The sequence below is a fragment of the Chitinophaga sp. genome, from assembly GCF_035564935.1.
In the GTDB taxonomy this organism is placed as follows: domain Bacteria; phylum Bacteroidota; class Bacteroidia; order Chitinophagales; family Chitinophagaceae; genus Chitinophaga.
Genome location: NZ_DATMTE010000017.1, coordinates 1 through 5,808, shown reverse-complemented (window position 1 = coordinate 5,808; position 5,808 = coordinate 1). Strand labels below are relative to the sequence as shown.

The following is a 5,808-nucleotide window of genomic DNA, read 5'->3' as shown; positions in this document are numbered from 1 at the left end:
CAAATATATTTCTATACGAAACATGGCACTGTAACACAGATCAGGATTTGATTCCGTGCCACCACCAATGTTTATTTGTAATGATATTTTGCATAGCGAGAACAAAAATGAAACATTTTTTCAGAAAATGCAAATTTTTTTTGAGAGGGCGGCGCCCCTGTTACAGCACCCCCTTAGTGGAAGGCAGCTGCATATTGGCCGGGTTCCGCTTTACCGCCATTTTGATGGACTTGGCAAAGGTTTTAAAAATGGCTTCGATCTTATGATGCTCATTTTCACCTTCCGCCTTGATGTTCAGGTTTGCTTTTGCGCCATCTGAGAAGGATTTGAAGAAATGAAAGAACATCTCGGTAGGCATCTCCCCTATTTTTTCCCTTTTAAATTCCGCATCCCATACCAGCCAGTTACGGCCTCCAAAGTCAATACCCACCTGGGCCAGGCAATCATCCATCGGCAGGCAGAAACCGTATCTTTCGATACCGCGTTTATCTCCCAGGCCTTTGGCAATAGCCTCTCCCAAGGCAATGCCGGTATCTTCTATAGTGTGGTGCTCATCAATATGCAGGTCGCCTTTGGCGTTAATTTTCAGGTCTATAGCACCATGACGGGCAATCTGGTCGAGCATATGATCAAAGAAACCCAATCCTGTATGAATATCGGCTTTGCCGGTACCATCCAGGTTCAGTTCAATGCTGATATCTGTTTCATTGGTTTTACGTACATGCGTTACCGTTCTTAATCCCAGTTTCAGGAACTCATAGATGCGGTTCCAGTCGGTGGTTTCCAGTGCAATAACGGATTGCAGGGCGGCGGCATTATCACTGATCTCCGCACTGCCCAGGCCGGAGCCTTCATTGATCCAGATGGCTTTTGCGCCCAGGTTCTTTGCCAGTTCCACATCCGTAATGCGGTCGCCTATCACAAAAGAATTGGCCAGGTCGTAGCTGCCATCCAGGTATTTGGTGAGCATGCCGGTACGCGGCTTGCGGGTAGGTGCATTATCGGCCGGAAAGGAGCGGTCAATGAACACTTCATCAAATTTGATCCCCTCGTTTTCAAACGCTTTCATGATCATGTTTTGAGCAGGCCAGAAAGTATCTTCAGGGAAAGAGGCAGTGCCCAAACCATCCTGGTTGGTCACTATTGCCAGTTCATAGTCCAGTTCAGCGGCGATCCTCGCCATGTTCACAAATACTTTGGGATAAAATTCCACTTTGTCCAGGCTATCGATCTGGTAGGTGGGCGGCACTTCTTTGATCAGGGTACCATCGCGGTCTATAAAAAGCACTCGTTTCATGCAGATGCAGTTGTGGCTGTTTTCAGGTTAAAAGATTTTAATACTTCCAGCAGGCGCAGGTTTTCGGCAGGAGTACCAATAGTGATACGCAGGCAGCCCATACACAGCTCCACTTTGGAGCGGTCGCGCACTACAATGCCCTGTTCAATAAGGTAGTTGTAGATCCCTTTTGCATCCGTGGTTTTCACCAGTATAAAGCTGGCATCGCTGGGGTAAATGTGCAGTACTTCCGGCAACTGTATCAATGCAGCAGACAACAGGTCGCGTTCTATCACTATTTCCCGGATCCATTCATTTACCTGGCTTACATTTTCCAATGCCTGGAGCGCCAGTTCATTGGTAGCCTGGCTGATGTTATAAGGAGGCTTTACCTTATTTAAAGTATTTACAATTTCCTCGCTGGCAAAAGCCATCCCGATGCGGAGACCAGCCAGTCCCCATGCCTTCGACAGTGTTTGCATCACCACCAGGTTAGGATATTCCGTGAGCTCCTGGATAAAGGTTTTCTGACGGGAGAAATTGATATATGCTTCATCTATCACTACAATACCATCAAAATTATTCAGCAGCAGTTCTATATCGGAACGGTTGATAGAATTGCCTGTAGGATTGTTGGGAGAACAGATGAAGATGAGCTTTGTGTTGTCATCTATGGCTTGCTGCAGCGCAGGGATATCCAGCTGGAAATCTTCTGTAAGCGTTACTTTACGGATCACTGCATCGTTGATGTGTGCGCTTACTTCGTACATGCCGTAGGTAGGCGGGCAAAGGATCACGTTGTCCGCACCAGGGTTCACAAAAGAGCGGTAAAGCACGTCTATGGCTTCATCGCTACCGTGACCGATAAAAATATTCTGGGGGGGCACACCTTTGATATCGGCAATCTTGTATTTGAGTTGCCATTGCATCGGATCGGGGTAGCGGTTGTAATTTACCGGCAGCGGGGATCCGAAATTGTTTTCATTGGCGTCCAGGAAAATGGAAGCTTCTCCTTTAAATTCATCTCTGGCAGTAGAATACGGTACCAGTCTTTTTATGTTTTCCCTTACCAGGGTATCGAGATTAAACATATGGCATTAATTATTCTGTTATAACTGAGCCGGTATATTCCAGCACTTTTAATCTTACGGTAACGGCATTTTTATGTGCCTCCAGTCCTTCAGCGGCGGCCATAGCTTCTATGGTGGAGCCGATGTTTTGCAGCCCTTCGGGAGATATCTGCTGAAAAGTAATCTTTTTCACGAAGCTATCCAGGGAAACACCGCTATAAGCCCTGGCATAGCCATTTGTAGGCAGCGTGTGATTGGTGCCGGAAGCATAATCACCGGCGCTTTCCGGTGTATAGTTTCCCATGAAAACAGAACCTGCATCCGTTACTTTGTCCGCCAGGTTTTCCGCTCCTTCGCAGGCCAGGATCAGGTGCTCCGGTGCATAGGCATTGAGCATGTCAATGGCCGTATCCATATCCGGAACCAGGATCATTTTGCTGTTTTCCAGGGCTGCGGTGGCAATACCTTTACGGGGTAGTTCGTTCAGCTGTTTATTTAACGCATAGGTTACATTGGTAAGCACTTCTTCGCTGGTGGTTACCAATACTACCTGGCTGTCTGGTCCATGCTCCGCCTGCGACAACAGATCAGCTGCCACAAAGGCCGGCACACAGCTGTCGTCGGCCAGTACGGCCACTTCAGAAGGGCCCGCCGGCATATCAATAGCAACGCCGCTTTTATTTACCAGCTGTTTTGCGCAGGTAACATACTGGTTACCCGGACCAAAGATCTTATACACCTGCGGCACGCTTTCCGTACCGTAGGCCATAGCGCCAATGGCCTGTACACCACCAATGGTAAATACTTTTTCTATTCCGATCAGCTGTGCCGTGTACAGGATGGCCGGGTGTAAAGAAGGGGTGCAAAGTACTATCTCCTTACAGCCCGCTATCATGGCCGGTATTCCCAGCATCAGGATAGTAGAGAACAGTGGTGCGGAGCCACCGGGTATATATAAGCCTACCTTTTGAATGGCCACTGATTTACGCCAGCATTGTACGCCTGGCATCGTTTCTATTACCTGTGACTTTTCCTGCTGTGCGCGGTGAAAAGCAGTAATGTTTTTTGCCGCCTGCCGGATAGCCGCTTTCAGCGCGGGTTCCAGGGACTCTTCTGCCGCGGCAAAAGCGCTGGCAGGCACCTGCAGATCCTCCAGGGTAACTTTATCAAATTCCGCTGCAAATTTTCTGATAGCGGCGTCACCACCGGTACGTACTTCCTGCAGGATATCGTTCACTTTCTTTTCGAGCGTGGAAGTATCCATCACAGGTCTTTGCAGCAGTGTATTCCAGGAACTTTTATCGGGAAATCTGGTCGTTTGCATCATTTACTCAGTTTATCAGATCACCATTTTTTCGATGGGCACTACCAGGATACCTTGTGCACCGGCCGCTTTCAGGCTTTCGATGATATCCCAGAAATCATTTTCATTCAGCACGGAATGCACGGAGCTCCAGCCCGCTTCTGCCAAAGGCAGTACTGTAGGGCTTTTCATGCCTGGCAGCAAACCAATGATCTCATTCAGCTTATCATTAGGTGCATTAAGCAAAATGTATTTATTATTCTTTGCTTTTCTTACCGCCTGGATACGGAATAACAGTTTATCGAGCAGCAGCTGTTGTTCTGGTTTCAGGTTGTGGCAGGCTGCCAGTACCGCTTCCGATTTCAGCACCGTTTCCACTTCTTTCAAACCGTTCATAAACAGGGTGGAGCCACTGCTTACCAGGTCGCAAATAGCATCTGCCAAACCTATGCCCGGCGCTATTTCCACGGAACCGCTGATTTCATGGATCTCTGCGGTGATACCGTTCTGTTGCAGGAAATCTTCCACAATCACCGGGTAGCTGGTAGCAATCCTTTTGTTCTGCAGGTCTTTCACGGAAGTATAATCCACTGATTTCTCCACCGCCATGGATAAACGGCATTTGCCAAAACCCAGTTTCTGAACAATATTTACCTGTTTTTGTTTTTCGAGCACTACGTTTTCCCCTACTATTCCTATATCTGCCACACCATCTTCAATGTATTGCGGAATATCGTCGTCCCGCAGGAAAAACACCTCCAGCGGGAAGTTAGTAGCTTCTGTTTTCAGCTTGTTAACACCATTATTGATGTCGATGCCGCATTCTTTCAGCAGTTTGATTGAATCGTCGTGCAGGCGGCCGGATTTCTGGATTGCAATTTTCAGTTTCATCCCTGGTAAAATAAAAAGGGGCTTACCTTTCCGGTAAGCCCCTGTTGATGATGTAATATGGTGATATACACAAATCATCCCCTGCCTACCCTTGTGGTAAGATATGATGGTGGTGATGTGTATGTTTGTTTGTAATCATAATTTCAGGTGCAAAAATAGCAAGTAAAACGATATAACAAAGGTTTTTTTTGGAATTGACCGGAAATTTAAATATAAGCGCTTATATATAATCACTTTTACAACAAGCTGCTTTAGTTCCTGGTACGCCTGTTATTTCGCCAGCCTGCTTTGCAGTTCGGGCACTACATTTTCAAATGTGCGCAACAGCCGGTCCCAGTTACGGAATGATTCATCTGAACTGGCGGATACTCCCGGGGGTGCTATTTCACTTACCAGCTTTGCCTTATAGGTAAGGGGATCTGTATTACCTGTTTTAATAATAAGACGGGTACGGATAGTAGCCGCTTTAAAGGATTTTACTACCCAGGCGGTACACATATAGCCGGTGGCTTTGTCTGTAACGGCAATCACATCAAAATAACCGGTAATAATGCGGTTGATCAGTTTCCAGGATTCCTCTTCGTTGTGATTGGTACGCACATCTATATCCTGGTTAGCCAGGTTGGTAACCATGGAATTTTCGTACGCATCGTCTTTTTCCAGTTTAATGTAATCCGTTGATGGCAGCGTGTGTTTTCCATCATTGATGTAATTCCTTTCCTGTGTGATGAAACCTACTTTTTCCACGCGGATATTTACCTGTGCATATGCCCCTACTTTAATTTCGGTAGATGTATTATTGACCAGTTTTCCATCTACGTAGATCCGTGCATCATTCTCTGTATTGATGACGATCTTTTTAGGTTTAACTTTTGCGGCCACTTCGCGGGGAATAAAAAATACAAATGCTGCCAGACAGTAGAACAGGAGTGCTTTAATTTGCATGCTCATAAGAAATAAGGATTGTGTGAGGTTTACAATGAGGTTTACAATGCTATCGCCGTATTACTAAGCGGCGCCCTAAGTTATTTACGGGATACGGAGGAAGTGTAGAAAAAAACTGCGGATATGGTTGAATAACGAGCGATTAACAAACGCGGATTTTGTCTGACTCCGGATTTTGATGATTTCGCTGATTACACTGATTTATTTTAGGAATTTGAATAGAAATTAAGGGAGATAGAAGCGGATATATTCGCCTTTTTATCTCCCTTAACTATTATCTGAAAAATATAAAAAAATCAGCGAAATCAGCGAAATCACCGGAG

General features: G+C 46.1%; 5 protein-coding genes. All 5 read right to left on the bottom strand.

Annotation, left to right across the window (positions count from 1 at the left end):
• Window positions 1-160 precede the first annotated feature (160 nt).
• Window positions 161-1,297: a bifunctional histidinol-phosphatase/imidazoleglycerol-phosphate dehydratase HisB gene (gene hisB / locus VN105_RS00610; RefSeq protein WP_325636905.1), complete on the bottom strand. Its 1,137-nt coding sequence runs from the start codon at window positions 1,295-1,297 to the stop codon at window positions 161-163.
• Window positions 1,294-2,367: a histidinol-phosphate transaminase gene (gene hisC / locus VN105_RS00605; protein ID WP_325636903.1), complete on the bottom strand. Its 1,074-nt coding sequence runs from the start codon at window positions 2,365-2,367 to the stop codon at window positions 1,294-1,296. Before hisC ends, hisB begins: the two co-directional genes overlap by 4 nt.
• Before the next feature lie 10 nt (window positions 2,368-2,377).
• Window positions 2,378-3,670 carry a histidinol dehydrogenase gene (hisD, locus tag VN105_RS00600; RefSeq protein WP_325636901.1) on the bottom strand — a complete coding sequence of 431 codons (1,293 nt, stop codon included), beginning with the start codon at window positions 3,668-3,670 and terminating at the stop codon, window positions 2,378-2,380.
• A gap of 15 nt (window positions 3,671-3,685) precedes the next feature.
• Window positions 3,686-4,540, bottom strand: a complete 855-nt coding sequence (gene hisG, locus VN105_RS00595) for an ATP phosphoribosyltransferase (RefSeq protein WP_325636900.1) — start codon at window positions 4,538-4,540, stop codon at window positions 3,686-3,688.
• 270 nt (window positions 4,541-4,810) lie between these two features.
• Window positions 4,811-5,491: a hypothetical protein gene (locus VN105_RS00590; protein ID WP_325636898.1), complete on the bottom strand. Its 681-nt coding sequence runs from the start codon at window positions 5,489-5,491 to the stop codon at window positions 4,811-4,813.
• Between the last annotated feature and the right edge of the window lie 317 nt (window positions 5,492-5,808).